This window comes from Xanthomonas sontii (assembly GCF_040529055.1).
GTDB lineage: Bacteria > Pseudomonadota > Gammaproteobacteria > Xanthomonadales > Xanthomonadaceae > Xanthomonas_A > Xanthomonas_A sontii.
The window spans coordinates 3,528,364-3,552,235 of the sequence record NZ_CP132342.1 but is presented as its reverse complement, the minus strand read 5'-3'; the positions used below and the strand labels follow the sequence as shown (position 1 = coordinate 3,552,235).

At 67.7% G+C, this 23,872-nt stretch carries 14 protein-coding genes and 1 tRNA gene; 13 read left to right on the top strand and 2 right to left on the bottom strand.

The genetic code is table 11. The features are described 5' to 3' along the window. The first annotated feature begins 47 nt into the window (after positions 1–47). From xylB to folE2, 4 genes are all read left to right on the top strand, one after another. The gene (xylB, locus tag RAB70_RS14870) at positions 48–1,541 is read left to right on the top strand and encodes a xylulokinase (protein ID WP_148830045.1); all 1,494 of its coding nucleotides are present in this window, start codon (positions 48–50) and stop codon (positions 1,539–1,541) included. Between the two features lie 34 nt (positions 1,542–1,575). Continuing rightward, on the top strand, positions 1,576–2,916 hold the full coding sequence (gene xylA / locus RAB70_RS14865; RefSeq protein WP_148830044.1) for a xylose isomerase: 1,341 nt from the start codon (positions 1,576–1,578) through the stop codon (positions 2,914–2,916). A 90-nt stretch (positions 2,917–3,006) separates the two neighbouring features. Continuing rightward, entirely contained in the window at positions 3,007–4,434 is a 1,428-nt protein-coding gene (locus tag RAB70_RS14860) for a sugar porter family MFS transporter (protein WP_043091887.1), read from the top strand. Positions 4,435–4,851: 417 nt separating this feature from the next. Next, positions 4,852–5,802 carry a GTP cyclohydrolase FolE2 gene (gene folE2, locus RAB70_RS14855; RefSeq protein ID WP_192578977.1) on the top strand — a complete coding sequence of 317 codons (951 nt, stop codon included), beginning with the start codon at positions 4,852–4,854 and terminating at the stop codon, positions 5,800–5,802. Positions 5,803–6,046: 244 nt separating this feature from the next. Here folE2 and RAB70_RS14850 read toward each other — a convergent pair. Beyond that, a tRNA-Glu gene (locus tag RAB70_RS14850) sits at positions 6,047–6,121 on the bottom strand. Positions 6,122–6,150: 29 nt separating this feature from the next. Here RAB70_RS14850 and pcnB point away from each other — a divergent pair. From pcnB to RAB70_RS14815, 7 genes are all read left to right on the top strand, one after another. After that, a complete protein-coding gene (gene pcnB, locus RAB70_RS14845) occupies positions 6,151–7,569 on the top strand; it encodes a polynucleotide adenylyltransferase PcnB (RefSeq protein ID WP_026143854.1) in 1,419 nt (472 codons plus the stop codon). Continuing rightward, positions 7,566–8,075 carry a 2-amino-4-hydroxy-6-hydroxymethyldihydropteridine diphosphokinase gene (gene folK / locus RAB70_RS14840; RefSeq protein WP_148829695.1) on the top strand — a complete coding sequence of 170 codons (510 nt, stop codon included), beginning with the start codon at positions 7,566–7,568 and terminating at the stop codon, positions 8,073–8,075. Before pcnB ends, folK begins: the two co-directional genes overlap by 4 nt. 31 nt (positions 8,076–8,106) lie before the next feature. Then, positions 8,107–8,925 carry a 3-methyl-2-oxobutanoate hydroxymethyltransferase gene (panB, locus tag RAB70_RS14835; protein WP_017911688.1) on the top strand — a complete coding sequence of 273 codons (819 nt, stop codon included), beginning with the start codon at positions 8,107–8,109 and terminating at the stop codon, positions 8,923–8,925. Next, positions 8,922–9,761, top strand: a complete 840-nt coding sequence (gene panC / locus RAB70_RS14830; RefSeq protein ID WP_148829696.1) for a pantoate--beta-alanine ligase — start codon at positions 8,922–8,924, stop codon at positions 9,759–9,761. Before panB ends, panC begins: the two co-directional genes overlap by 4 nt. Positions 9,762–9,937: 176 nt before the next feature. Further along, on the top strand, positions 9,938–10,318 hold the full coding sequence (gene panD, locus RAB70_RS14825) for an aspartate 1-decarboxylase (RefSeq protein ID WP_017909999.1): 381 nt from the start codon (positions 9,938–9,940) through the stop codon (positions 10,316–10,318). Further along, positions 10,315–11,829 carry a glucose-6-phosphate isomerase gene (gene pgi / locus RAB70_RS14820; protein ID WP_148829697.1) on the top strand — a complete coding sequence of 505 codons (1,515 nt, stop codon included), beginning with the start codon at positions 10,315–10,317 and terminating at the stop codon, positions 11,827–11,829. Before panD ends, pgi begins: the two co-directional genes overlap by 4 nt. Before the next feature lie 108 nt (positions 11,830–11,937). Further along, a complete protein-coding gene (locus RAB70_RS14815) occupies positions 11,938–12,387 on the top strand; it encodes a hypothetical protein (protein ID WP_148829698.1) in 450 nt (149 codons plus the stop codon). Here the strand turns inward: RAB70_RS14815 and RAB70_RS14810 are convergent. Beyond that, a complete protein-coding gene (locus tag RAB70_RS14810; protein WP_192578975.1) occupies positions 12,384–13,439 on the bottom strand; it encodes a cytochrome-c peroxidase in 1,056 nt (351 codons plus the stop codon). The two genes, RAB70_RS14815 and RAB70_RS14810, sit on opposite strands and share 4 nt — an antisense overlap. A gap of 113 nt (positions 13,440–13,552) precedes the next feature. Here RAB70_RS14810 and RAB70_RS14805 point away from each other — a divergent pair, with 113 nt between their 5' ends. After that, positions 13,553–18,487 carry an IPT/TIG domain-containing protein gene (locus RAB70_RS14805; RefSeq protein ID WP_148829700.1) on the top strand — a complete coding sequence of 1,645 codons (4,935 nt, stop codon included), beginning with the start codon at positions 13,553–13,555 and terminating at the stop codon, positions 18,485–18,487. A 63-nt stretch (positions 18,488–18,550) separates the two neighbouring features. Beyond that, the gene (locus tag RAB70_RS14800) at positions 18,551–23,872 is read left to right on the top strand and encodes an RHS repeat-associated core domain-containing protein (RefSeq protein ID WP_265529294.1); all 5,322 of its coding nucleotides are present in this window, start codon (positions 18,551–18,553) and stop codon (positions 23,870–23,872) included.

Here is a 23,872-nt window from a genome sequence, read left to right as displayed (position 1 = left end):
GGAGCGATGATGGAACTGGGTGTGTGCACGATGTGGCGGGTAGGGCAATGAGTCTGTACATCGGCCTGGACGTGGGCACGCAGAGCGTCAAGCTGCTCGCCTACGATGCCGACAGCCAGCAGGTGGTGGCCACCCACGGCCACGCGCTGGACCTGATCAGCCGCGACGACGGCACCCGCGAGCAGCAGGCGCAGTGGTGGATCGACGGCATCGTCGCCTGTTTCGCCGCACTCAGCGCCCAACAGCGTGCGCAGGTGCGGGCCATCGCGGTGTCCGGGCAGCAGCACGGCTTCGTGCCGCTGGACGCGCAGGGCCAGGTCACCGCGCCGGTGAAGCTGTGGTGCGACACCAGCAGCCAGCGCGAGTGCGAAGAGATCATGGAGGCGGTCGGCGGCGCGCAGCGCTGCGTGGAACTGGCCGGCAATCCGATCCTGGCCGGCTACACCGCCTCCAAGCTGCCATGGACGCGCAAGCATCGTCCCGATGCCTACGCGGCGATGACGACGGTGCTGCTGCCGCACGACTACGTCAATTTCTGGCTCACCGGCGAGTGCTACGCCGAAGTCGGCGACGCCTCCGGCAGCGGCTGGCTGGACGTGCGCACCCGGCAATGGTCGGCGCCGCTGCTGCAGGCGATCGATCCGCAGCGCGACCTGGCCGCGGCGCTGCCGCCGCTGGTGCCGACCGAGACCAGTTTCCTTCTCTCCGCCGCCGCGGCGCAGACGCTGGGCCTGCCGCGCGAGGTCCGCGTGGCCACCGGCGGCGGCGACAACATGATGGCGGCGATCGGCACCGGCAACGTGGTGCCGGGACGCCTGAGCATGAGCCTGGGCACCTCGGGCACCCTGTTCGCCTACGCCGAGCGCCCGGTGGTCGACCCGGACGCACGCTGGGCCGCGTTCTGCTCTTCCAGCGGCGGCTGGTTGCCGCTGATCTGCACCATGAACTGCACGGTGGCCACCGAGACCATCGCGCGTCTGTTCGGCATCAAGACCGGGCAGGGCGAGGCCTTGCTCGCGGCCACGGCGCCCGGCGCCGACGGACTGGTGCTGCTGCCGTTCTTCAACGGCGAACGCACCCCGAACCTGCCGGCCGCGCGCGGCTGCCTGACCGGCATGGACCTGCACAACACCACGCCGGCGCATTTTTATCGCGCGGCGATGGAGGGCGCCAGCTACAGCCTGCGCAACGGCTTCGACGCCTTCGTCGATGCCGGGCTGCAGTTCGATGCGATCTCCCTCACCGGCGGCGGCAGCAACAGCGCCGGCTGGCGCCAGCTCATCGCCGATCTGTTCGGCTTGCCGGTGCACGTGCCGGCGCAGGCCGAGGGCGCGGCATTCGGCGCCGCGCTGCAGGCGCTGTGGGCCGACGGCTGGGCGCAGGGCGACCGCGCCAGCCTGGCCGAGGTGGTGCTGCAGCACCAGCAGGACGACGCGACGCGCTCGGCGCAGCCGGACGCGCAGTGCGGCGCGCAGTACCAGGCGCACTACCAGAGCTTCCAGCGGCATCTGCAGGCCATCGGCCCGCTGTACGCCGCGTGATTCCCTTTCCCCCGCAACGCACCAGGACTTCGTGATGAGTACTTCCGTCTACACCGGCGCCAAGGAGTTTTTCCCGGGCATCGGCCGCATCCCGTTCGAAGGCAAGGCCTCGGATAACCTGCTGGCGTTCAAGGTCTACGACGCCGGCAAGCGCATCGGCGACAAGACCATGGCCGAGCACCTGCGCTTCGCCGTGGCCTACTGGCACAGCTTCTGCGGCAACGGCGCCGATCCGTTCGGCCCCGGCACCCGCGCCTATCCCTGGGACGCCGGCAGCGATGCGCTGGGCCGCGCCGAGGCCAAGGCCGATGCGGCGTTCGAGTTCTTCACCAAGCTCGGCGTGCCGTACTACTGCTTCCACGACGTGGACCTTGCGCCGGACGCCGAGGACGTCGGCCAGTACGAAAAGAACCTCAAGCACATGGTCGGCATCGCCAGGCAGCGCCAGGCCGACACCGGGGTCAAGCTGCTGTGGGGCACCGCCAACCTGTTCTCGCACCCGCGCTACATGAACGGTGCGGCGACCAACCCGGACTTCGACGTGGTCGCGCGCGCGGCGGTGCAGGTCAAGGCCGCGCTGGAGGCGACGGTGGAACTGGGCGGCGAGAACTACGTGTTCTGGGGCGGCCGCGAAGGCTACGCCTGCCTGCACAACACGCAGATGCGACGCGAGCAGGAGCACCTGGCGCGATTCCTGACCCTGGCCCGCGACTATGGGCGCAGCATCGGCTTCAAGGGCAATTTCCTGATCGAGCCCAAGCCGATGGAGCCGATGAAGCACCAGTACGACTTCGACAGCGCCACTGTGGTCGGCTTCCTGCGCCAGCATGGGCTGGACAAGGATTTCAAGCTCAACATCGAGGCCAATCACGCCACCCTGTCCGGGCACAGCTTCGAGCACGACCTGCAGGTGGCCAGCGACGCCGGCCTGCTCGGCAGCATCGACGCCAACCGCGGCAATCCGCAGAACGGCTGGGACACCGACCAGTTCCCGGTCGATCTCTACGACACCGTGGGCGCGATGCTGGTGGTGCTGCGGCAGGGCGGGCTGGCCCCGGGCGGGCTCAACTTCGACGCCAAGGTGCGCCGCGAGTCGTCCGATCCGCAGGACCTGTTCATCGCCCACATCGGCGGTATGGACGCGTTCGCGCGCGGCCTGGAAGTCGCCCACGCGCTGCTCACCGCCTCGCCGCTGGAGCAGTGGCGCCGCGAGCGCTACGCCAGCTTCGACAGCGGTGCCGGTGCGGCCTTCGCCGCCGGCAACAGCACGCTGGCCGACCTCGCCACGCATGCCGCGCAGGCCGGCGAGCCGACCCAGCGCAGCGGCCGCCAGGAAGCCTACGAGAACCTGATCAACCAGTACCTGCTGCGCTGAACCGGTGTGCGGCGGCGGCCCGGTGCCGCCGCCGCGCATGCTGCTCCCGCGCGCCGGCCGTCTCCCTCTTGCACGCCACCAGGTGAACCCATGTCCAGTGTTCCGATCGATCGCCACGCCGACGCCGGCGAGAACACCCGCCTCATCATCCTGATCAGTTGCGTCGCCACCATCGGCGGCTTCCTGTTCGGTTTCGACAGCGGCGTCATCAACGGTACCGTCGATGGCCTCAAGCAGACCTTCCAGTCCAGTTCCGCCGGCACTGGCTTCGAGGTCGCCTCGATGCTGCTGGGCTGCGCGATCGGTGCGTTCCTGGCCGGTTCGCTGGCCGATCGCTGGGGCCGGCGCACGGTGCTGATCGTCTCGGCGGCGCTGTTCCTGCTGTCGGCGTTGGGCGCCGGCGCGGCGCACAACTCGGCGGTGTTCGTGCTGGCGCGGATGATGGGCGGTTTCGCGGTGGGCGCGGCCAGCGTGATGTCGCCGGCCTACATCGCCGAGGTCGCCTCGGCGCGCTACCGCGGGCGCCTGGCCACGGTGCAGCAGATCGCCATCATCGGCGGGTTGTTCTGCGCCTTCCTCAGCAACTATCTGCTGGCCAAGGCCGCCGGCGCGTCCACCGAGGCGCTGTGGCTGGGCCAGCCGGCCTGGCGCTGGATGTTCTGGATGCAGGCGCTGCCGTCCACCGCGTTCCTGCTGCTGTTGCTGGCGATTCCGGAGAGCCCGCGCTTCCTGGTGGTGCAGGGTCGCCGCGAGCAGGCGCTGGCGGTGCTGACCCGGCTGTACGGCGCCAACACGGCGCAGACCAAGCTGACCGAAATCTCCGCCTCGCTGTCGGCCGACCAGCACACGCCGCGGCTGTCGGACCTGGTCAGCAAGGTCACCGGCAAGATCCGCCCGATCGTGTGGATCGGCATCGGCCTGGCCACCTTCCAGCAACTGGTCGGCATCAACGTGGTGTTCTACTACGGCGCGGTGCTGTGGCAGGCGGTGGGTTTCTCCGAGAGCGATGCGTTGTTGATCAACGTGCTGTCCGGTGCGTTGAGCATCGGTGCCTGCCTGATCACCGTGGTGTTGATCGACCGGGTCGGGCGCAAGCCGCTGTTGTGGATCGGCTCGGCCGGCATGGCGGTGTCGCTGGCGCTGGTCACCATCGCCTTCGCCAGCGCCTCGCTGGATGCGGCCGGCAAGCTGGCGCTGTCGCCGGGCATGGGCCGGCTGGCGTTGATCGCCGCCAACGTCTACGTGGTCTTCTTCAACATGTCCTGGGGCCCGGTGATGTGGGTGATGCTGGGCGAGATGTTCCCCAACCAGATCCGCGGCTCCGGCCTGGCGGTGGCCGGCGCGGCGCAGTGGATGTCCAACTTCGCCATCACCGTGACCTTCCCGGTCCTGCTCGGCAGCATCGGCCTGGCCGGCGCCTACGGCATCTACACCGTCGCCGCGTTCCTGTCGGTGTTCTTCGTGCTGCGCTACGTGTACGAGACCAAGGGCAAGGAACTGGAACAGATGCAGGGCTGAGGCTGAGGCGCACGCGCGTGCCATCGTTGGATCGGTGTGTCTGTAGCCGAGCGGCTGAAGGTATTGCCGGATCGGTGGTGGCGCTGCGCGTGTCGTACCCTCACCCCAACCCCTCTCCCGGTGGGAGAGGGGCTTTGGACTTTCCCTTCTCCCGCCGGGACCATGCTCCCTTTTCGGGGGAAGGTGCGCCGCGGGTGCGGATGAGGGGCCGGGCGAATCCTTGCTGGCAGGTCCGCGCAGCCCATAGACGTTCATTGATTCCTCCCGGCGATGGTGCTGGGTACCCCAACGGCTGAGGTGTGAGATGGGTGGTCCCGTGGGTGCATGCTTCATGTGTTACTTTATAACAATTGCTACTTTGACTTCCTCGCCGTCCCTCGCTCCCTTGCCGCTCCCGTCGATCCGATGAACCTGCAGATCTCCCCGCCGTTGCCCGATGTCGCCGCCGACGAACCTTCGCAGATCGCCGCTCCCCTGAACTGGGTGGGCATGGACGGCATCGCGCTGCCGATCTGCCTGGAGGCGGGCCAGGGCGCGATGCCCGCTCACGTGCCGGCGCAGGCCGCGCTCGCCGTCGACCTGCCGTCGGCGCAGGTCAAGGGCATTCATATGTCGCGGCTGTACCGCCTGCTCGACGAGTGCGCGCAGCAGCCGCTGTCGCCGTCGCGGCTGTCGCAGTTGCTGCGGGCGATGGTGCATAGCCATGCCGACTGCGCCTCGACCGCGGCGCGGGTGTCGCTACGCCTGGAACTGCTGCGTCGCAGCCCGGCACTGCGCAGCCCGGGGCTGGCCGGATGGCGGGCGTATCCGCTGCGGATCGACGCCGAGCTGCGTGGTGGCGTGGTCCGGCTCGGACTCGGCGTGGATCTGCTGTATTCCTCGACCTGCCCGTGTTCGGCGGCGCTGGCGCGGCAACTGCTCAGCGAGGCCTTCGTGCAGCAGCACCCGGAACAGGCCTCGCTATCGCGGGAGGCGGTGGCGGACTGGCTGCTCCGGCACGGCAGTCACGCCACCCCGCATAGCCAGCGCAGCGTGGCCTCGGTGCGGGTCGGCGTGTCGGCGCGCGCGGTGCGCTTCGACGCGGAGGGCGTGATCGCGCTCGCCGAGCAGGCCCTGGCCACGCCGGTGCAGGCGGCGGTGCGCCGTGCCGACGAACAGGCGTTCGCGCGCCGCAACGGCGAAAACCTGATGTACGTGGAGGACGCCGCGCGCCGCTTGCAGCAGGCGCTGGGTGCGCGCTACGCCGAGGTGCAGGTACAGGTGCGGCATCTGGAGAGCCTGCATGCGCACGATGCGGTGGCGGAGACCGCATCGGCGCCGGTGGCGGTCATGGCCGGGGAGGCCGCCCCTGACTTGGCGCAGGCCTGACCGCGGCCTGCGGGTGGTCGGTACGTGCGCACTGATGCCGACCGGATCGCGCACGTCGCCCGGGCCGCCTCGGCGTTCCGGGTAGGCTTGGATCGGCGTGCCGGCGTCTGCAGCCGTCTGGCCGATGGCGATCGACACCCGCGCAACCAGGAGTGAGACGCGACGGGCCGTGGCCGGTGCCCAAACGCAAAAAACCCCGCCAAGGCGGGGTTTTTGCTATGTCGCGCTGCAGCCGAGGCGAGGATGGCGCTCCCTAGGGGACTCGAACCCCTGTTTTAGCCTTGAGAGGGCCACGTCCTAACCACTAGACGAAGGGAGCGTTGGTCGCGTCGATTGCAGCGCGCTAGTATATGGGTCTCGCCGCCCTTCGGCAATCCCGCAACCCGATACGGAAGCGCCATCATCAATCCGCCAGTTCCATCGCCATTCACCCTGCGCGCGATCCCGCGCGACCAGCACCCCATTTCGCGCAAGGACATCAGCCCCAACGCCCTGCGCGTGCTGTACCGGCTGCGCGAGGCCGGCTTCGGCGCCTACCTGGTCGGCGGCGCGGTCCGCGACCTGCTGGTCCAGGTCCAGCCCAAGGACTTCGACGTCGCCACCGACGCCACCCCCGAGCAGGTCAAGCAGCTGTTCCGCAACTGCCGCCTGATCGGCCGCCGCTTCCGCCTGGCGCACGTGGTCTACGGCCGCGAGATCATCGAGGTCGCCACCTTCCGAGCCAATGTCGACGACGGCAGCGGCGACCGCGAGGTGGACAACGGCCGCCTGGTCCGCGACAACGTCTACGGCAGCATCGAGGACGATGCGGTGCGCCGCGACTTCACCTGCAACGCCTTGTACTACGCTATCGAGGACTTCTCGGTGCGGGACTACGTCGGCGGCTTCGAGGATGTGCAGGCGCGGCTGATGAAGCTGATCGGCGATCCCGAGCAGCGCTACCGCGAAGACCCGGTGCGCATGCTGCGTGCGGTGCGCCTGGCGGCCAAGCTCGATTTCGAGATCGAGGCCGGTACCGCCGAGCCGATCCCGCGCTTGGCCGGGCTGCTGGCCGAGGCCGCGCCGGCGCGGCTGTTCGAGGAAGTGCTCAAGCTGTTCCTGTCCGGCCATGGCGTGGCCAGCTTCGAGGGCCTGGAGCGGCACGGCCTGCTCGCCGCGCTGTTCCCGGAGAGCGCGGCGGCGCTGCGCTCCAACCGCAGCGGCGCGCTGCGGCGGATGCTGATCGAAGGCCTGCGCAACACCGACAACCGCGTCGCCAACGACGAGCCGGTGTCGCCGGCGTTCCTGTTCGCGCTGCTGCTGTGGCCGGCCTACTGCCGCGCGTTGATGACCCTGCAGAAACAGGGCATGCAGATGGAGGAGGCGCAACGCCGCGCCGCCGACCGGGTGACCTTGCACCAACTCAGCACCGTGGCGCTGCCGCGGCGTTTCTCGCTGCCGATGCAGGAGATCTGGCTGCTGCAGTCGCGCTTCACCTCGCGCCAGCGCAAGCGGGTAGTGCGCACGCTGTCGCATCCGCGCTTCCGCGCTGCGTTCGATTTCCTGATCGTGCGCCAGTCCGCGTCGGACGAGCATGCGGCCGACATCGCCTACTGGCGCGAACTGCAGCAGCAGCCCGGCTACGCGCCGCCGCCGCGCGGCTTCGATCCGGAGGTGGACTACGCCGGCGACGAGCTGGCGTTCGCGCCGCCGGCCGACAGCGAAGAGACCCCCAAGCGCCGCCGGCGCCGGCGCCGCCGCCCGGACGCCGCTACGCCCGTCGAGTGAGCGCCGCGACACCGGCGCCGGTCCGGGCCTGCATCGGCCTGGGCGGCAACCTTGGCGACGCCGCGGCGACCCTGCGCGCGGCCCTGGCCGCGCTCGACACGCTGCCGCAGACCCGCCTGCTGCGTGCTTCGCAGTTGTACCGCAGCCCGGCCTGGGGCCGCGAGGACCAGCCGGACTTCATCAATGCCGCGGCGCTGGTGAGCACCACGCTGCCGGCGCCGGAGCTGCTGCAGGCGCTGCTGGACCTGGAACAGCGCCACGGCCGCCAGCGCCTGCCCGGCGAACGTTGGGGCCCGCGTACGCTGGACCTGGACCTGCTGCTGTATGCCGAGGCGGTGATCGACCTGCCGGGGTTGCAGGTGCCGCACCCGTTCCTGCACCAGCGTGCGTTCGTGCTGCTGCCGCTGGCCGAGATCGCCGCCGACGCGGTCATTCCGGGCCATGGAACGGTGCGTGACGCACGCGACCGCATCGAAACCGGCGGGATCGTGCCAATCGGTAGATAATGCTCGGCTCATTACCGCAGCACATGAGCTTATGAGCAGTCACGCCGACAGCAAGCCCTGGACCGTTCCCGCCCTGGCCGAGGCCAAGCGCCGCCAGCAGAAGCTGGTGATGCTGACCGCCTACGACGCCGGCTTCGCGCGAACCTTCGACGCCAACGGCGTGGACCTGATCCTGATCGGCGATTCGCTGGGCATGGTGGTGCAGGGCCACGATTCGACCCTGCCGGTGAGCGTGGACGACATCGCCTACCACACCGCCGCGGTGGCGCGTGTGCTGCAACGCGCGCTGCTGGTGGCCGACCTGCCGTTCCAGTCCGATGCCACCCCCGAGCGCGCCTTGGACGCGTCGACCCGGTTGCTGCAGGCCGGTGCGGAGATGGTCAAGCTCGAGGGCGCCGGGCACAAGCTGGAGGTGATCCGCTTCCTCAGCGAACGCGACATCCCGGTGTGCTCGCATCTGGGCCTGACCCCGCAGTCGGTGCTGACCTTCGGCGGCTACAAGATCCAGGGCCGCGAAGAGGCTGCCGCGGCCAAACTGCTCGCCGACGCCAAGGCGGTCGCCGCGGCCGGCGCCGCGCTGCTGGTGCTGGAATGCGTGCCGTCGCCGCTGGCCGCGCGCATCACCGCCGAGATCGACATCCCCACCATCGGCATCGGCGCCGGCCCCGAGTGCGACGGCCAGGTGCTGGTGATGCACGACTTCCTCGGCCTGGACAGCGGCCACCGCCGCCCGCGCTTCGTCAAGGATTTCCTGGCCGAAGGCGGTTCCATCGCCGGTGCCGCCCGCGCCTACGCCGACGCGGTCCGCGCCGGCACCTTCCCCGACGCCGAACACGCCTACGCCAAATGATCGAGACCGTCACCGACCTGGCGCGACTGCGCGCCATCGTTTCCGGCTGGAAGCGGCAGGGCCTGCGCGTGGCCTTCGTGCCGACCATGGGCAACCTGCACGCCGGGCATTTCTCGCTGGTGATGCTGGCGCGGCAGTACGCCGACCGCGTGGTCTCCAGCGTCTTCGTCAATCCGACCCAGTTCGGCCCGAACGAGGACTTCACCCGCTACCCGCGCACCCCGGAAGCCGACACCAGCGGCCTGGAGGGCGCCGGCTGCGACGTGCTGTGGCTGCCGACGGTGGAAAGCATGTATCCGCTGGGCGTGGAGCTGGCGCTGCGCATGCACACCCCGGGCGTCAGCGAGGTGCTGGAAGGCGCCTGCCGGCCCGGCCATTTCGACGGCGTCTGCACCGTGGTCGCGCGCCTGTTCAACCAGGTGCAGCCGGACCTGGCCGCGTTCGGCAAGAAGGACTACCAGCAACTGGCGGTGATCCGGCAGATGGTCGCCGACCTGGCGTTCCCGATCGAGATCCTGGGCGGCGGCATCGTACGCGAGGCCGACGGCCTGGCGATGAGTTCGCGCAACCAGTACCTGTCGGCGGAGGAGCGGCCGCGCGCGGCGCAGATCCACCGCACCCTGCGGGCGATGCGCGAGGCCCACCTGGCTGGGCGCCCGCGCGCCGAGGTGGAGGCGGCGGCGACCGCGCAGCTGCAGGCGGCCGGTTTCGAGGTCGACTACAGCGTGCTGCGCACGCCCGACCTGAGCGAGCCGCAGGATGGCACCGGCCCGCGCGTGGCGCTGATCGCCGCGCGCCTGGGCCGCACCCGCCTGATCGACAACCTGGAATTCTGAGCGCGGCAGGCCGCGGTACCGTCGTCGTAGGCGCGGCTTCAGCCGCGACCGGGCTTTCCCGCGATCGCCGGTCGCGGCTGAAGCCGCTCCTGCGACGGTTTGAGGCCGCCCCTCACCACCGCCATCTAACCCTCGGCTGCTAAACTGCGCGTCTTTCCTGACCGCAGTCCCGTGCCATGCAACTGAGCCTGTTGAAGACCAAGATCCACCGCGCCACCGTCACCCATTCCGAGCTGAACTACGAAGGCTCGATCGCCATCGACGGGCTGCTGCTGGACGCGACCGGCATCCGCGAATTCGAGCAGGTGCACATCTGGGACGTCACCAACGGCGCGCGCTTCAGCACCTACGCGATCCGCGCCGACGAGGGCAGCGGCATCATCTCGCTCAACGGCGGCGCCGCGCGCCACGTGCAGGTCGGCGACCTGATCATCATTGCTGCCTTCGCCGGCATGAGCGAAGAGGAAGCTGCGCGTTTCCAGCCGACCCTGGTCTACGTGGACGGCGCCAACAAGATCACCCACACCAACACCACCATCCCAAAGCAGGCCGCATGACACAGTCCACCGGTTTCGACGCACTGCATTCCCACGCCCAGCGCCTGCGCGGGGCGCGCCTTCCCGACCTGCTGGCGGCCGAACCCGGCCGTGCCGAGACGTTGGCGTTGCAGGTCGGACCGCTGTACTTCAATTTCGCCCGGCAGAAATACGACCGCGCCGCGCTCGACGCGCTGCTGGCGCTGGCTGCCGAACACGACCTGGCCGGCGCCTTCCAGCGCCTGTTCCGTGGCGAGACGGTCAATGTCACCGAAGGCCGCGCCGCGCTGCACACCGCGCTGCGCGGCAACCTCACCGACGCACCTGTGGCCAGCCAGGCCCACGCCAGCGCGCGCGAGGTGCAGCAGCGCATGCGCGCGCTGATCGACGCCCTGGCGCAGACCGAGGTCACCGACATCGTCAGCGTCGGCATCGGCGGCTCCGATCTCGGCCCGCGCCTGGTTGCCGACGCGCTGCGTCCGATCACCGGCGCGCGCTTCCGCGTGCACTTCGTCTCCAACGTGGACGGCGCGGCGATGCAGCGCACCCTGGCCACGCTGGATCCGGCGCGTACCGCCGGCGTGCTGATCTCCAAGACCTTCGGTACCCAGGAAACCCTGCTCAACGGCCAGATCCTGCGCGACTGGCTGGGCGGCAGCGAGCGCCTGTACGCGGTCAGCGCCAACCCCGAGCGCGCCGCCAAGGCCTTCGACATCGCCGCCGGCCGCGTGCTGCCGATGTGGGACTGGGTGGGTGGCCGCTATTCGCTGTGGTCGGCGGTGGGCTTCCCGATCGCGCTGGCGATCGGCGCCGACGCCTTCGAACAGCTGCTGGAAGGCGCTGCGCAGTTCGACGACCACGCCCTGAACGTGCCGCTGGAGCGCAACGTGGCCGTGCTGCATGGCCTGACCACGCTGTGGAACCGCAACCTGCTCGGCTACGCGACGCAGGCGGTGATGACCTACGACCAGCGCCTGGCGCTGCTGCCGGCCTACCTGCAGCAGCTGGTGATGGAGAGCCTGGGCAAGCGCGTGCGCCTGGACGGCAGCCCGGTCGAGGCCGACACCGTGCCGGTGTGGTGGGGCGGCGCCGGCACCGACGTGCAGCACAGCTTCTTCCAGGCGCTGCACCAGGGCACCAGCATCGTCCCGGCCGACTTCATCGGCTGCATCCGCAACGACGACCCGTACACCGTCAACCACCAGGCGCTGCTGGCCAACCTGCTGGCGCAGACCGAAGCGCTGGCGAACGGGCAGGGCAGCGACGATCCGGCCCGCGACTACCCGGGCGGCCGCCCGAGCACGCTGATCCTGCTCGACGCGCTGACCCCGCAGGCGCTGGGCGCGCTGATCGCGATGTACGAGCACAGCGTGTACGTGCAGTCGGTGGTCTGGGGCATCAACGCCTTCGACCAGTTCGGCGTGGAACTGGGCAAGCAGCTGGCGAGCCAGCTGCTGCCGGCGCTGCAGGGCCAGTCCACCGAGATCGCCGACCCGGTGACGCGCGCGGTGCTGGGGCGGTTGCAGGGCTGACGCGAAGCGAAGCGCACGGGGCCGTTCGCCACCGTGCGTTCGCGAGGAACGATGCGGCCTGCGGGCGTGCATCGCAATGGCAATCTCCGGTCCAGGAAGGAAGCAGGGATGATGAACGCGAAAAGGATGGTGTGTTGGATGTTGTTGCCGGCGGTGCTGAGCCTGGGGGCGTGCCAGCGGCAGGCACCGGAGCAGAACCCGGCCACGGCGTCGCAACCGCTGCACGTCGTCGAGGTCCGGATCGGCGCCATGCGCGACGGAAGGCCTGTGCCGCAGACCAGCGATGCGCCGATCCTGGTCAACGTGGCCCTGCGCGGCGCTGCCCAGGGACAGGTCCTGAAAGCGCGCTTGCTGGACCTGCGCGATGGTCGCCAGGTCGGGCTGGTGGAGCGCGCCATGACCCGCTCCGATCAGCTCCAGTCGCTGCGTTTCGACAACGCGGCCGGCTGGCCTCCGGGGCGTTACATGCTGGAGGTGACGCTCGATGGCAAGCTCGCCTCGCAGCAGGACGTCGATGTGATGGAGCCGGCGAACAGCGCGCCGCGTACGGGCTCCTAGCGCGGCGCGGCGCCCGTACTGGACAGCGCCTGCAGGAACAGCACCAGCTTGTGCTTCTCCTCCGCGGTCAGACTGATCGGTCGATTGCGGGCGAGGTTGCGATAGTAGACCTCATGTTCCACCGCCGCCGGCAGATCGGCGATGCTGCCGTCGTGCATATAGGGCGCAGTATCGGCGACCGTCCGTAGCGACGGGGTGCGGAAGGCGCCCAGATCCTGCGGCGCCCGCGTCACCGCAAAGCGGCCCAGTTCCGCCACTCGAACGTCGGAGAGGATGGAATCGCCCAGGCTCCTGCCTTCGCGCTTCTGTCGCTCCAGTACGTCGAGCAGGGCGGCGACGTTGCCGGCGACCTGGTTGAAACCGATGCCGGCGTGATGGAAGCGCTGATCGCTCGTGGTCGCAGGCGTGCCGTCCAGCCGGTGGCAATCGACGCAGCCGGCCTTGCCGGAAAACAGCGCCAATCCCTCGCGTTCGTCCTCGCTCAGCGATGCGCGCGCGCCATGCGTCGTCCGGTACGTCTCGTAGCGCGTGGGCGGCGCCGGCAAGGCGCGGATGTAGGTGGCGAGCGCGGCTGCCACGACCTGGATGTCGCCGTCGTCCTCGCCGGCGGCTGCATGCAACAGTGACGCGTAGCGCGGGTCGCGGGCGAGGTGGGCCAGCACGTCCTGCCGATCGGCCAGGCCCATCTCGCGTGGGTTGGTCAATGGTTGCAGGACCGCCTCTTCCAGTGTCGCTGCGCGTCCGTCCCAGAAAAAGTGGGTCATGAAGCGGCTGTCGAGCAGGCTGGGCGCGTTGCGTGTGCCGTGTTGGCCGCCCGTCCCGGTGGACACCGCGGCACCGTCGGTATAGGCCAACTCGGCGCGATGGCAGCTTGCGCAACTGGTCTTGCCATCCGCGCTGAGCCGCATGTCGTGGAACAGCGCCTGGCCAAGCGCGATCCGCGCTGCCGCCGTGTCGTGCTGATCGCCACCACACCCGGTCAGCACCAGGACCAGGGCGGCCGACCACAGGCGCATGCAGATGACGATGTGATGACGCCAGTTCCTTGGCATGACGCTGTTGACTCCTGTCTCCACTGTCGGATATCTATATCCAGGCTGAATGCACGAAGCAAGGTCAGCATACGGACAGCAGGCCATCGTGGCCAGTCTTCAGGGATGAACGCATGGAACGTCGCGGCGCAGGGATGGGCTCGGTCGTGGGTTTGCTGAAGCGGGCGGCGCACGTGCCCGCGCGCGGTTGGCGGCGCATCGTGGGCAGAACGGTGGCGGCCTTTTTGCTCACCCTTCTGGCCTGCACGTCTGGTGCCACCTCCTACGTCTACGACGCGCAGGGGCGTCTGGTCGCGGTCAGCAACGATGCCGGTGCCAGTGCCCGCTATCGCTACGACACGATGGGCAATATCGTCGCCGTCGAACGCGTCTCCAGCGGAACCCTGGCGGTGCTGGGCTTCAGTCCGGGGCGCGGTGCGGCGGGCGATCGCGTGCTGATCCAGGGGCAGGGATTTTCCACCGCTGCTTCCTCCAACAGCGTGGCTTTCAATGGGCAGGCGGCCACGGTGGTGGCTGCCAGCGCACGCGAGTTGACCGTGCTCGTGCCTGCCAACGCCAGTACCGGCCCGATCTCCGTGACCGTGGCTGGACAGAGCGCGAGCAGTGCGCAGCAGTTCGTGGTCGATGCCAACCTCCGTCAGCCGACCATCACCGGCATATCGCCGTTGATCGCCAGCGCCGGTACGGCGATCACCGTCGACGGACAGAACCTGGTCCCGGTCGCCGGGCAGACCACGGCGAAGCTGGATCGCAAGACCGCGGTGCTGTCGAGCGCCACCGGCACGCGCCTGGTCTTTCCGGTGCCGGGCAGGAGCGGCAGCGGACCGGTGACCGTGACCACGCCCTACGGCAGCGCCACCAGCAGCCAGGATGTGCTGGTGGTGCCAAGCAGTGTGTCGTCCGTCGGCATCGCCAGCGTCACGCGCCTGACCCTGGACGCCGCCGCGGTCGACGTCGCGGTCGCCAACGCGGGTGGGTCCGCCGCGGTCCTGTTCACCGGCATGGCCGGCGATTACCTCAGCGCGCAATTTCAGTCGCTGGGGTCCACGACGTTGAACTATCTGGTGTTCGGCACCGATAACGTGGAGATCGCCAGTGGACTGGTGAATGCGAACCAGCCCACCCTGCATCTGCCGCGGTTGAAGGTGGGCGGCACCTACCTGTTGCTGCTCACACCCAGTACTTCCTCCGCCAGCTGGAAGATGGGAGTGGAGCATGCCGGGAGGCTTGCGCTGGACGGCGCCGAAACCAGTGTCGCCACGTCGATCGCCGCGCAATCGAAGCGTTACACCTTCCTGGCCCAGGCCGGGAGCAGGCTGGGCCTGGGGCTGACCGAGCAGTCGCCGGTCGGCAGCGGGTGGGGAACAGCTTTGGCGCAGGTCTTCGACGCCGACGGCGTCAATCTGGGCTATCAGTACTGCAATCAGGCCAACAACGGTTGCGCACTCAACATCGCCGCGCCCAGGACCGGCGTGTATCAGGTGCTGCTGACGCCCGGTACGAGCGGCGCACGCACAATGCGCCTGAATCTGTTGCTCTCATCGGATCTGGTGCAGGCGTTGCCGAAGGACCAGGATGTGGTCGTGGAGACACAGCGTAGAGGCCAGAATCTGCGTTTGTCGTTCGAGGCCGCGGCGGGCGAGGCGTTCGCGTTGCAAGTCGCCGGCCAGACCACCGCGCCCGCCGGCCGCGATGTTTACTACCGCGTTTACGCGCCTGATGGCACCAGTGTTGCCTCGATGGCGGTGCGCGCCGCAGGTACCACCTACGTGACGGCGAAGACCAGCGGCACCTATCAGGTGCTGGTGGATCCCGGATTCGGAGAAACCGTGCGGTTGCAGACGCGGCTCAGCACCGGAGACGCAGGTGGTGGCGGTAGTGGGATCGATGGCGCCACCGGCGCATTCGCAACGCAACTGCCGGGCGACAGCGTGTACTTCACCTTTACCGCGACCGCCGGGCAGAGCCTGGGGCTCGGCATCAGCGAGCTGCAGTCCAACGAAAGCGGCCCGCTCAACGTCACGATCTATGGCCCTTCAGGCACGCCGATGGCCGGTGCCGCCTGCGAGGTGGCCAACGACGGCTGTGATGTGAATCTGCCGGAACTGGCGGCGGGACGTTATGGCGTCCTGGTCGCCCCTGCCACGACGACGCAGACGATGCGCTTCAAGGCGACCCTGTCCACCGACCTGGCGCTTTCCTTGACGCGGGATGCGGTCAGCCAGGTCGGCATCGGCCGGCGCGGGCAGAACGCAGTGCTGTCGTTCCAGGCGGGTGCCGGCGACGCATTGGCACTGCAGGTGTCGGAGCAGACCACGACGCCGGCGAACGGCGTGGTGTACTACCGCGTGTACCGGCCCGATGGCACGGCGTTGTCGTCGATGGCGGTGTCTGGCTCGGGCACCCTGACGATGAATACGCCTATCGCCGGGACTTACCGACTGTTCGTGGATCCGCGCTATGGCGCCACCGTGGCCGCCAAGGTGCTGGTGACGACCGGGAGTGCGGGTGGGCTGCAACTGGATGGCAGCAGCGGCGAGTACAGCGCCGCCGCCGGTCAAAGCGTGTTCTTCAGCTTCAGCGCAGCGGCCTCGCAGAACCTGGGATTGGGCATCGGCGATCTGAACCTGAGCAGCGGGACCTATGTCAACGTCAAGATCGCCAATCCCAACGGTTCCACGCTCACGACCGCGACCTGCTATGCCGCCAATGGCTGCGCCTTCAATCTGCTCAACCTCGCCGCGGGCAACTATGGCGTGACCGTGAGTCCGCAATCTGGCTCCCAGAGCATGGCGTTCAAGGCGACCCTCTCCACGGAGGTCGCCGGCTTCCTGCAGAGGGATGCATTGAGTTCCGTGAACATCTCGCGCTATGCCCAGAATGCGCGCCTGACGTTCGCCGGGACCGCCGGCGAGAGCCTGGCTTTGCTCGTCGCTGACGCTGCGACCAGGCCGACAGGCCGCGACGTGGTTTATGCGGTGTATCGGCCGAACGGCGCGTTGTGGAAGGACGTGACGGCCAGCGGCAACGTCATTCTGGCCCTGCCCAATCTCCCGGAGACGGGGAGCTATCGGGTGTTCGTCGATCCGGCGGGCGGCGCGTTGTGGTCGGCCCGGTTGAAACTCTCCACGGGACAGGACGGCAATGTCGAACTGGACGGCGCAGGTGGCAGCTACCAGACGCCTGCAGGGCAGGGCGTGCATTTCTCCATCGATACCCAGGCCGGCCAAAATCTGGGGCTGGGGATCACCGACATCGCGGTGAATTCGGGCAGTTACTTCAATATCGCCGTCTACAGTCCGAGCGGCACGACCTTGTACAGCGGCATCTGCTACGCCGAAGACGGATGTTCGTTGCCGCTGAGGAACACCTTGGCGGGACGCTACAGCGTGGTGGCGACACCGACCTCGGCGAGCCAGGCGATCAAGTTCCGCGCAGTGCTGTCGTCCGAGTTGCTGGATCAGCTGACCCGCGATCAGCCCTTGCATCTGGCGCTGGCCCGGTATGGGCAGAATGCGCGGCTCCGCTTCCAGGCGCAGGCAGGCGAGTCGTTGATGCTGCTGGTCGCGGCGCAGACGACACTACCCGCCGGTCGCGATGTGGTGTATCGCGTGCTACGGCCGGATGGTGCTGTCTGGAAGACGGCGACCATCAAGGTGGGCGATGCCATCAATCTGATCAATATTCCAACGTCTGGCGAGTATGCAATCCAGGTCGAGAGCCGGACAGGAAGCCCGCTGGAAGCGGACATCATCCTGTCCTCGGGCGTCGCGCTGCCGATCGACGGCGCTCCTGCGCATGTCGTGACCCGGTTGCCTGCGCAGTACAAGCACTTTTCTTTCGTCGCCAGTCAGGGGCAGAACCTGGGACTGGGCATCAGCGGCATCCAGGTCGTCGGTCCCGGCGCGCAGCGCGTCGTCGCTACTCTCTACAAGGCCGATGGCAGCACATTGGCAAGCAGTTACTGCGATGTCGAACGTGGCGGCTGCGATTTCGATCTCGCCAATCTGGCGGCAGGTAAGTACGCGCTCTTGATCGGCCAGGGCGACGATCAGGCGGCGACCTATGACGTGACGCTGTCTAGCGATCTGCCCCTGAACCTGCAGCGCGACACGCCGCTGGCCGTTTCCGTTGCCCGGCGCGGACAGAATGCGCGGCTGCGTTTCCAGGGGCAGGCGGGCGACAAACTCGCCGTGCTGGTGCAGAACCAGGCGACCACGCCCGCGGATGGCACCAGCTATTACAGTGTCTACCAGCCGAATGGCACTCTGCTCACGTCCGGATCGACGCGTACCGGTACTGCGATCGGCCTGGGCAGCCTGCCGACCACCGGTCAGTACAGCGTGGTGGTCGATCCGCAGTATGGGCAGACGATCGACACCACCGTCACCTTGTCCACCGGCACCCCGGTGGCCGTGGATGGTAGTCGCTCGTTCGCTGCGGGCACGCCCGGCGCAGGTATCTACTTCTGGTTCGATGCTCAAGCCGGGCAGAAGCTCGATATCGGTCTCAATCAGATCGCATTGTCCGGCAGCGGGTTCGGTTGGGTTTATGTAACGCTTTATCGTCCGGACGGCAGCAAGGTCGTCTCCAATACGAATTGCTTCCGCACCTACGGCTGCGGATTCTCCATCGACGCCGCGCAAGCTGGACGCTATGGCGTCGTGGTGGTCCCTTCGACGGAAGACCAGAGCTTCTCCCTGACCGCCTCGGTGTCCAGCACCGTTGTCGGCACCTTGGCGTGGGGTGTCCCGCAGTCGATCGCGCTGGACAGGCACGGCAAGACCGCCACGCTGTCCTTCAGCGGCACGGCAGGGCAGGGCGTACTGATGCGGGTGGTCAATCAGACGACCACGCCGGTCGGTCGGCCGGTGACCTACGCGCTGTACCGGCCGGACGGGCAGTTCTACAGATCGTTCAGCGCAAGCACCGGCAGCAGCGACCTGAGTTTCCCGGCGCTGCCGACGAGCGGCACCTATCGATTGCGGATCGTGCCCGAGGACGGTGTCACCGCAGCGATGGACATCACGTTGGACAGTACACCCTAGAACACCGGCGCGGTTCCGTCGAACGGACGCAGAACGGAAGCAGGCATGGAGCGGAGCGAGCATATGACGTGGTTCAACAGCGCATGGAAAAGCGTGATCCTGGGTGGGCTGCTGGGCGCGCTGGCGTCGACGGCCGCCTCCCAACAGTTGGTCTGGTCGACGGCGGCCATGCCGGCCGTCGGCATTGGCGCTGCTCCTGCAGTGCTCGGGCAGTGGCATGCGACCACATTGGCCGATGGCAGCGAGCTGGCGCTGGCGCCCGACGGGCGCTTTCTGCGCCATCGCGTGCCCGGTCAGCGTGCGCGCGAGATCGCGCTGCCATCGGTACGCATCGATGCCAGCGTCACCTTGCTGCCGAGCGGGCGCGTGCTGGTCTGGGGCGGCCGCGATGCTAAGGGCCGGCTGCAGGACGGCGGCGCGTGGTTCGATCCGGCAAGCGCCTCCGTGCAGCCGGCCACGGGGCTGAGCCTGCGTGCGCGCTATGGGCACACCGCCACGGTACTGACCGATGGTCGCCTCCTGCTCGCCGGCGGCACTGGCGATGGCGCCGGTGCGCAGGTGTGGGACGAAGCCAGCGATCGGGCGATCACCCTGCCTGCGGATCTGCCGGGCGGCGGCAACGCAAGCTCGCGCCTGCTGGCCGATGGCCGTGTGGCGTTGCCGTCGTCGCGGAACGCCCAGCGCATCGCCAGCGATGCCGTGTTCGATCCGCTCGCGGGTGCGTTTCTTCCGTATGCGGCCAGCATCGCCGATACGCCAGGCGCGCCACGGCTCGCCGGCAGCGTGCCGGTGCAGGGGGCAGCCGGCGTCGCGCCGACCGCGCGGCTCGCGCTGCGCTTCTCGCGTCCGCTGCACATGCCCACGTTGTCCGCGCGCACCGTCACCCTGGTCGGTCCGGAGGGGCGCGTCGCGGTACGCATCGCGCCTGTGGAGCAGGGGCGTCTGCTGTTCGTGCAGCCGCGTCAGGCCTTGTTCCCGGATTCCCGCTACACCCTGATGGTCGACGGTGCGCGCGGCGCATCGGGCGATGCCGTGCCGTTGATCGCCCTGGATTTCCGCACCGCCGCCTACGACAGCAACGGACAGCCGGTGGCGCACGCAGCGGCCGCGCCGGCAGAGGCGGGCGCTGCACCCAGCGTGCAGATGACCGATGCAGGCACGCCGGCGTCCTGTGCCAATGACGGTGTGCCGTGCCGCGCGCACGGCCTGTTGGTGGACGGCGTCTGGTACCCGGGACAGGACAATACCGACAGCCGCTGGCGCATCTATGGCGCCTCGCAACAGCCGGAACATAACGCCCGCATTGCGCGGATCGCCGCGACCTTCCACGTGACGATGGTGCGCGGGCGTGTGGTGCGGGTCGACCAGCAACCCGTGGCCGGGGTCGAGGTCAGCATCGGCAAGGAGCGCGCGCTTACCGACAAGAACGGCTGGTTCACCCTGTTCGATGTGCCGGCGGGGCATCAGGAACTCTACGTCGACGGCAGCACCGCCAACACGGCCGGCGCCGAATACGGTCAATTCGTCGTCGGCGCCGAAGTCGCCGCCGGCCGATTGAACGAACTCGGCTATCTGCTGCATCTGCCACGCATCGCCGCGCGCGACAAGATCAGGATCCCGTCGCCGACCGTCCAGGACATGGTCGTTGGTCACCCGGACATTCCCGGCCTGCAATTGCGCATTCCCAAGGGCACCGTCGTGCTGGACCGCAAGGGCCGCCTGGTGACCGAACTGGCGATCGTGCCGACGCCTGTCAATCGCGCGCCGTTCCCGGTCACCGAAAACCATCCGATGGCGTTCACGGTCGAGCCGGGCGGCGCGCAGATCCGCGGACTCGACCCCGGCGCCAACAACGGCATTCAGGTCTACTACCCCAACTACGACGGCTACGCTGCGGGTACCCAGGCCAATTTCTGGATGTACGACCCGCGCGATGGCTGGCGCGTCTACGGCAAGGGCACCGTTTCGGCCGACGGCAAGCATTTCGTTCCCGAGCCTGGCGTCGCCTTGCACCAGACCATGGGCGGCATGTACAGCGTGCCCAGCAACGACCCGCCCAGCGAGGCCGGGTTGCCGCCGGATGGGCATTGCTGCGGAACCCCGGGTAGCGGCGGCGTCGCCAATGCGGCCGATCCCATCGACCTGAAGACCGGCGAATTCGTCCATTCGGAAACCGACCTGCAGATCGCCGATGTGACGGCGCTGAGCCTGTCGCGCAGCTACCGTCCCCATGACATGAAGCAGCGCGAGTTCGGCATCGGCACCGCGTCCAACTGGGGCTACTACCTGCACAACCCAGGGGGCACCTACGATTCGCTCGATCTGGTGCTGCCGACTGGCGCTTATATCCGCTTCGATCGGGCCTCTGGTTCCGGCCCGCGTGGCGAGTGGCGCCAAGCCGGTTCGACCACGCAGTATGCCGGTGCCGTGCTGCAATCGGTCTACGATCCGGACCCGCTGCAGCCCTGGGGCCGCGGCTTCCGCATCACCCTGCGCGACGGCAGTCGCATGCAGTTCTCCAGCTACATGGACACCCGCCTGCGCTGGCTGGAAGACCGCTACGGTAACCGCACCACGCTGCTCTACGATGCCGGCCTGGTCGCGCGCATCGTGTCGCCGAGCGGGCGCTATATCGGCCTGGAGTACGACACTCGCAATCGCATCGCGGCCGCCACCGACAACGCCGGCAATCGCTGGACCTATGCCTACGACAGCAATGGCTTGCTCGCCACGGTGGGATATCCGGATGGCGGCAGCAAGGCATATGCGTATCAGACCAGGACCCAGAACAACGCACTCGCGCAGCATCGGATGCAGTCCATCACCGACGCGCGCGGCAAGCGCGTCCTGCTCAACGAGTTCGAGGTCGTCAACGGCGTGTCCACCGGCAGGGTCGTCAAGCAGACCCAGGCCGATGGCGGCATCTTCGTCATCGACTATGCGCATGTCGATGGCGGCACCACTGGTGTGCTCGTCACCAGTCCGGACGGCAGCAAACGCCGCGTCGTCTTCGACGGCAACAGCGCCTATCCGAAGACCGACATCCTGGCCTATGGCACCGACAAGCAACAGACGTACAGCTTCGAGCGCAACGCCTACGGGCAGGTCACCGCCAGTATCGACCCGCTCGGCCGTCGCACCGAGTATCGCTACGACGCGGGCGGACGACCGCTGCAGGTCACGCTGCTGGCGGGCACCACACAGGCGCGCGTGTCCAGCCTCAGCTACACCAGTGACGGCGACCTGCAATCGGCGACGGATCCGCTAGGGCGGGTCACGCGCCTGGACTACGGCGCCAACCGCTGCCTGACCGCGGTCACCGACCCTGGCGGCCGCACGGCGCGCTTCGCCTGCGATGGCGCGGGCCTGCCGTTGAGCGCGACCAATGCGATCGGCCAGACGATCGCTTTTCAGTACGCTGGCTACGATCTGGCCGGCATGGTCGATCCCCTGGGGCGCAGCACGCGCTTCCAGTACGACAGCCTCGGCAGGGTAACCGGCAGCCGCGACGACCTGGGCAACGCCACGCGCCAGGAATACGACGCGCTTGGCCGTGTCAGCAAGGCCTACGACGCCGCCGGCAACGTGACCGAGTTCGGCTACGACAAGAACGGCAACGTCGTGGCGATCCTGCTGCCGCACGGCAACGGCATCACCTATACCTACGACGAGCGCAACCGTCCGCTGACCCGTACCGACGCACTGGGCCAGTCCGAGACATGGACCTACGACACCATGGACCGGGTCGCCAGCTACACCGATCGCAAGGGCCAGAAAAAGACCTTCACCTACGACGTGCTTGGGCGCCTGTCGGTGGTCACCGAGGCCGACGGGCGCACCCAGACCTTCACCTACGACGCCGGCAATCGCCGTGTCGCGCTGATGGATTCGGCAGCGGGCACCCTGAGCTGGGACTACGACCTGTTCGACCAGGTCACCAAGGCTATCACTCCGCAAGGCAACATCGTCTACGAATACGACGCCGCGGGCCGCCGCACCAAGATGATCGCGGCCAACCAGGCGGCACTGGAATACCGCTACGACGCCGTCGACCGTCTGCGCAGCTTGCTGCAGGGGAGCGAGACCGTGGCGTTCGATTACGACGCCGCCGATCGCCTCACCGAGACCACGCTGCCCAACGGAGTCAAGACCGGGTACGCCTACAACACCGCCAACCAGACCACCGGCATCGCCTGGCTCAAGCCGGACGGCACGGCCCTGGGCGAGATCGGCTACGGCTACGACCAGGTCGGCCGCCTGGTGGCGCAGACCGGCAGCTTCGCCCCGCAGGCGCTGCCGGCGGCCCGCAGCGGCAGCTTCGACGACAACAACCGGCAAACCCAGGCCGATGGCCAGACGCTCAGTTACGACACCAACGGCAACCTGCTCTCCGATGGCGTACGCACCTACGTCTGGAACGCACGCGACCAGTTGGTCGAAATCAAACAGGGAACGGCGAGCATCGCCAGCTTCGGCTACGACCCGCTGGGTCGAAGAGTGAGCAAGACCGAAGGCGGGCAGACGATCAGCTATCTGTACGATGGGCTGGACGCGGTGCAGGAAACCCAAGGTGGCACCGTCAACCCGATCCTGACCGGGCTTGGCATCGACAAACGCTACGCACGCAACGACGCTAGCGGCCGTACTTACTACCTAACCGACTCGCTAGGCAGCACGCGCCTGCTTACTGATTCCGAAGGCAAGGTTGTGCAGCGCTACGACTATGACTCGTATGGTAGTACGGCGCATAGCAGTGCCGGGTTCAACAACCCATACCAGTACACCGGACGGGAGAAGGACCAGAGTGGTCTGTACTATTACCGGGCGAGGTACTATCAGCCGAATTTGGCACGATTTATCAGTGAGGATCCGATCGGGCTGGCTGGTGGCATAAATAGCTATGCTTATGTTGCTGGCAGTCCTGTTTTACAGGTTGATCCATTGGGACTTGCAACGGTTGTTTTTCTTTCTGGGAGCATTGATAGTAATCCATTTGGACATATTGCTGTTGCTACAACAGGGGCGGGTATTTACAGTTATGGTACTGTTGATCCCTATGGCGGCAGTGTCGGTGCTTATTTGAAGTCCCAGTTAAAAGATAGGTTCGTGGAGGCTGTGGTGATAAATACTACGCCACTGCAGGAGGCTCTTATAAGACGCTCCATGGAGAAGAATGTGGGGAATTATTCGGTTTTCTCACACAATTGTTCCACCGCGGTTGGTGACGCATTACGATCTTCTGGACTCAATGTCGGGCTGGATTCATCTATTCTTCCTGGACGAACTTTTCAGGATGTCTTGTCATTGCCTGGTGCGAAGTATCTTGTTATCCCGAAAGGGGCTTCTATTCCAGCTGAGCTCAAGCAATTTGATAAGGTTAATTAA

What these genes read in the sequence shown, in the direction of transcription:
- xylA (WP_148830044.1), top strand. Translation starts at nt 1,576, where the DNA reads ATGAGTACTTCCGTCTACACCGGCGCCAAGGAGTTTTTCCCGGGCATC.
- RAB70_RS14815 (WP_148829698.1), top strand. Translation starts at nt 11,938, where the DNA reads ATGATGAACGCGAAAAGGATGGTGTGTTGGATGTTGTTGCCGGCGGTG.
- RAB70_RS14860 (WP_043091887.1), top strand. Translation starts at nt 3,007, where the DNA reads ATGTCCAGTGTTCCGATCGATCGCCACGCCGACGCCGGCGAGAACACC.
- panB (WP_017911688.1), top strand. Translation starts at nt 8,107, where the DNA reads ATGAGCAGTCACGCCGACAGCAAGCCCTGGACCGTTCCCGCCCTGGCC.
- RAB70_RS14810 (WP_192578975.1), bottom strand. Translation starts at nt 13,439, where the DNA reads ATGCCAAGGAACTGGCGTCATCACATCGTCATCTGCATGCGCCTGTGG.
- panD (WP_017909999.1), top strand. Translation starts at nt 9,938, where the DNA reads ATGCAACTGAGCCTGTTGAAGACCAAGATCCACCGCGCCACCGTCACC.
- panC (WP_148829696.1), top strand. Translation starts at nt 8,922, where the DNA reads ATGATCGAGACCGTCACCGACCTGGCGCGACTGCGCGCCATCGTTTCC.
- RAB70_RS14805 (WP_148829700.1), top strand. Translation starts at nt 13,553, where the DNA reads ATGGAACGTCGCGGCGCAGGGATGGGCTCGGTCGTGGGTTTGCTGAAG.
- RAB70_RS14800 (WP_265529294.1), top strand. Translation starts at nt 18,551, where the DNA reads ATGACGTGGTTCAACAGCGCATGGAAAAGCGTGATCCTGGGTGGGCTG.
- xylB (WP_148830045.1), top strand. Translation starts at nt 48, where the DNA reads ATGAGTCTGTACATCGGCCTGGACGTGGGCACGCAGAGCGTCAAGCTG.
- pgi (WP_148829697.1), top strand. Translation starts at nt 10,315, where the DNA reads ATGACACAGTCCACCGGTTTCGACGCACTGCATTCCCACGCCCAGCGC.